Below are 3,824 nucleotides of genomic sequence, written 5' to 3' on the forward strand. Positions count from 1 at the left end.
TCAGCCGAAGCGGCGGGCCGGCAGCCGGACGCCCACCGGGTACAGCCGGGTGATCTGCTGCGGGAACTCGTTGAAACGCTGGCCAGCAGCAGCCGTACGCGGCCGTGGCCGTCGTGGTCGGTGACGACCATGCCCTCGATGTTGTCCACCAGCGGGTGGTTCTGCGGCAGCTTCGAGGGGGCGCCCAGCGTCGGGCAGTCGTCGAAGTCGCCGAGCGGTGTCTTGCGGGCGGTCCGCAGTCCCGGGCCCTCGGCCAGTGCCTCCGTCTTCGAGGTGTCGCTCGCCCCGAGCGGGTCGGCGAGGTACAGCCTGGCCGTGATCGCGAACTCCCGGGTGAAGCCGCGTTCCAGCACGATCAGCCGCCCGTCGCGGGTCGCCGCGAGCTCGGCGAGGCCGTGGCCCGGGTCGACGGGGTAGGCGTACTGCCTGCCGAGGACGAACTCCCCGTTGGCGCGCCGCTCCCAGGTCTGGATCCGCTGGAGGGTGCGGCCCTTCGCGTCCTTGCCGTCGCCCGCGAGCGGACCCTCCACGCCGGCGACGAGGGTGCGCCCGCCGGGGAGGAGGGTGAGCGACTCGAAGGTCTGGTTCACCGTGGCCCGGCCCTGGGGCGCGAGCGCGAAGGCGGGCGGGACGGGCAGGGTGGCCAGGACCTGACCGGTGCGGCTGTAGCGGCGGATGGCCGGCGCGGTCTCGTCGGTGACGAGGTAGGTGCCGTCCCGGTCGACGACCACGCCCTCGGAGTCGGTGACCTTCCCGGCGCCGTCGGTGAGCGGGAGGCGGGCGGTGGCCTTGGCGGCGGGGGTGTTGCCGCGGGCCACGTCGAGGCGGTAGAGCGCCGACTTGTCGGAGACCGCGGCGACGCTCCCGTCCCGGTCGAGGGCGAGGCCGGAGATGCCGCCGACGAGCTTCCCGTCGAGCAGGGCCTTGTCGAGCGAATCGGAGAAGCCGGCGACGGACATGTACGGGGAGCAGACCGCGGGCTTGGCAGGAGCCTTGGCGGGAGCCTCGGCGGGGGCCTGTCCGGCGGCGGTGGCGGTCGGGGCGAGCGCCCCGGTGAGCGTTGCGGTGGCCACCGCGGTGGTGACGAGCGTACGAAGGCGCATGCGGCCTTCCTCCTGGACGGGTCGGGATACGGAGCTGGACGGGACCGGGACCGGACGGGGACCCTGCCGAACTGTCATATGCCTGACCGAAACAAAAAGGAAGGGTGGGCTGCGCGGCGGCAACGAACTCGCCAACTTCCGTTCACACAGGGGGCGTGTGCGGGAGGGGTGCCGCTGCGCGGGGCCTGCCCCTCCCCGCCCTTCACCCGTCCTCACCTCAGACGCCGGCGCGGCTGAGAACAACGTCCGGGGGCTCCGCCCCGGCCCCCGTCCGGCCGCCTCGCGCCCGCGCGGGCCGGGTGCCGGGGCTGCGGGCGCCGCTGCGCGGGGCGTCGAGGAGCCGGGCGGCGCTACGCCTGCGGCGATCGGGCGTCGTAGCGGGCGAACGAGCGCCAGCGGGCGGCGAGCAGGGCCAGCACCAGGACGCACGCGAGGCCGCCGCCCGTGACGGCCACGGTCGGGGAGGTGAGGTCGGCGACGGTGCCGGCCAGGAAGTCCCCGAGCCGGGGCCCGCCCGCGACGACCACGATGAACACGCCCTGGAGCCGGCCCCGCATCCCGTCCGGGGTGGCGGTCTGCATCATCGTGGAGCGGAACACCATCGAGATGGTGTCGGCGCACCCGGCGACGGCCAGGAAGAGCAGCCCGAGCCAGAGGTTGCGGGTCAGGCCGAACACGGCGATGGCCAGCCCCCACGCCGCGACGGACAGCAGGATCGCCAGCCCGTGCCGCCGGATCCGCCCCTGCCAGCCGGAGAACAGCCCGCCGAGCAGCGCGCCGACGGCGGGGGCGGCGGCCAGCAGGCCGACGGTCCTGGCGTCGCCGCCGTACCAGAGGACGGCGACGGCCGGGAACAGCGCCTTCGGCTGCGCGAACACCATCGCGGCCATGTCGGAGAAGAAGGTCATCCGGATGTTGGGCGTGGTCGCGAGGAAGCGCAGCCCGTCCATCACCGAGGCCCGCCCGCCCGTGCGGCCCTCCGGCAGCATCGAGGGGAGCCGCCACATGGCGTACAGGGCGGCGATGAAGGACACCGCGTCGATCAGGTACGCCGCCTGGTAGCCCCACCAGCCGACGATCACACCGCCGAGCACCGGGCCCAGCATCGTGCCGGAGGTCATGGTGACGGAGTTCAGGGCGTTGGCGGCGGGCAGCTGCTCGGGCGGCAGCAGTTTCGGGATCATGGCCGCACGGGCGGGTCCGTTCAGCGCCCCGCAGACGGCCTGGAGGGCGACGACGGTGTAGAGCAGCCAGACCCGGTGGTAGCCGAGCAGGGCGGCGGCGGCCAGGCCGACGGAGAGGACGGCGAGCCCGGTCTGGCTGTGGAGGCCGAGCTTGCGCCGGTCGACGGTGTCGGCGATGGCGCCGCCGTACAGGCCGAAGGCGACGAGCGGGACGAGCGAGAACAGCCCGACGAGGCCGACGGAGAAGCTGGAGCCGGTGATCTCGTAGACCTGGAGCGATATCGCGAGGGCGGTCATCGCCTGGCCCGTCCAGGAGACGGTGCCGCCCACCCACAGCCGCCGGTAGTCGGCGGAGGTGCGCAGCGGGGTCAGGTCGGCGAATACGCGACGCTTCTGTCGGGGCGGGGAGGCGGTTCCGGTCACACGGGATGCTAACCAGGCGCTGCTGGGGCGGCTCTGGAGACCGGAGAGCGTTCACACACCCGCAACGCCCTCACCACGCGGATCCGGGGCCCCAGAGGGAAGCCGGCCTTGCCGCTAACCCGCCACGGTCACCAGACATTTGACCAAATCGGCGTACCCTCCACGCCCCCTGTCCGCTCATGATGAAAAGACTCGTATGTCCAGGGAGGCGTAGTGATCGAACCTGGCAACAGCACAACGAGCACCACCGTGAGCGGAGTTCCCACCCCCCTCACGGTCGGCGTCGAAGAGGAGTTCCTGCTCGTCGACGCCACCACCTTGCGGGTGGTCCCGGCCGCACCGCTCGTCCTGGCCACCGCCGCCGGACTCCCGCAGCAGCTGCACGCCGAGGGGACCCGGTACCAGGTGGAGATCTCCACCCCGGTCGCGGATTCGGCGGTGACCCTCCGGGAGGAGCTCGCCGTCCTGCGGCGCGCGCTGTCCGCGGCGGCCCGTGCGCACGGCTGCCGGCTGCTGGCCGCGCCCTCGCCCGTCGTGGCGGTGGAGGGGCCCCTGCACCTGACCGACGACGAGCCGCGCCAGCGGGAGCAGCACCGGCGGTTCGGCGCGCTGACGGACACCCTGGTGAGCTGCGGCCGCCACATCCACATCGGCACCCTCGACGTGGACACCGCGGTGGCCGTGTCCAACCGGGTCAGACCATGGCTGCCCACGCTGATCGCGCTGGCCGCCAATTCCCCCTTCTGGGGCGGCCGGGACACCGGGCACTCCAGCTGGCGGGCGATGGCCTGGTCGGGCTGGCCCTCGGCGGGGCCGCCCCCGCACTTCACGTCCACGGCCCATTTCCGGCACTCGGTGGAGACCCTGCTCGGCTCCGGTGCGGCCCTGGACACCAAGATGGTCTACTGGGACCTCCGTCCCTCCGGGAACTGGCCCACGCTCGAGATCCGGGCGCCCGACATGTCCCCGGACATCGACACGGCCGTGCTCCAGGCGGAGCTGGGGCGCGCCCTGGTGGCGTCGGCGCTGCGCGCCATCGCGGAGGGGCGGCCGGATCCGCCCGCGCGGGACGACGTACTGCGTCTCGCGCGGTGGCGGGCGGCGCACGACGGCC

At 73.6% G+C, this 3,824-nt stretch carries 3 protein-coding genes; 1 reads left to right on the forward strand and 2 read right to left on the reverse strand.

The genetic code is table 11. From position 1 onward, the window contains the following. A partial coding sequence (locus SSNG_RS11165) for an esterase-like activity of phytase family protein (protein ID WP_241695024.1) occupies positions 1 to 1,103 on the reverse strand: 1,103 nt, incomplete at its 3' end. Between the two features lie 350 nt (positions 1,104 to 1,453). Further along, complete coding sequence (locus SSNG_RS11170; protein ID WP_007263931.1) at positions 1,454 to 2,710, reverse strand: MFS transporter; 1,257 nt, start codon at positions 2,708 to 2,710, stop codon at positions 1,454 to 1,456. 249 nt (positions 2,711 to 2,959) lie between these two features. On the opposite strand from SSNG_RS11170, the gene SSNG_RS11175 reads away from it, so the two are divergent. Beyond that, positions 2,960 to 3,824 (forward strand): YbdK family carboxylate-amine ligase (locus tag SSNG_RS11175; protein ID WP_042800861.1); only part of this gene is annotated, 865 nt, incomplete at its 3' end.

It is taken from the genome of Streptomyces sp. C (assembly GCF_000158895.1).
Classification (GTDB): Bacteria; Actinomycetota; Actinomycetes; order Streptomycetales; family Streptomycetaceae; genus Streptomyces; species Streptomyces racemochromogenes.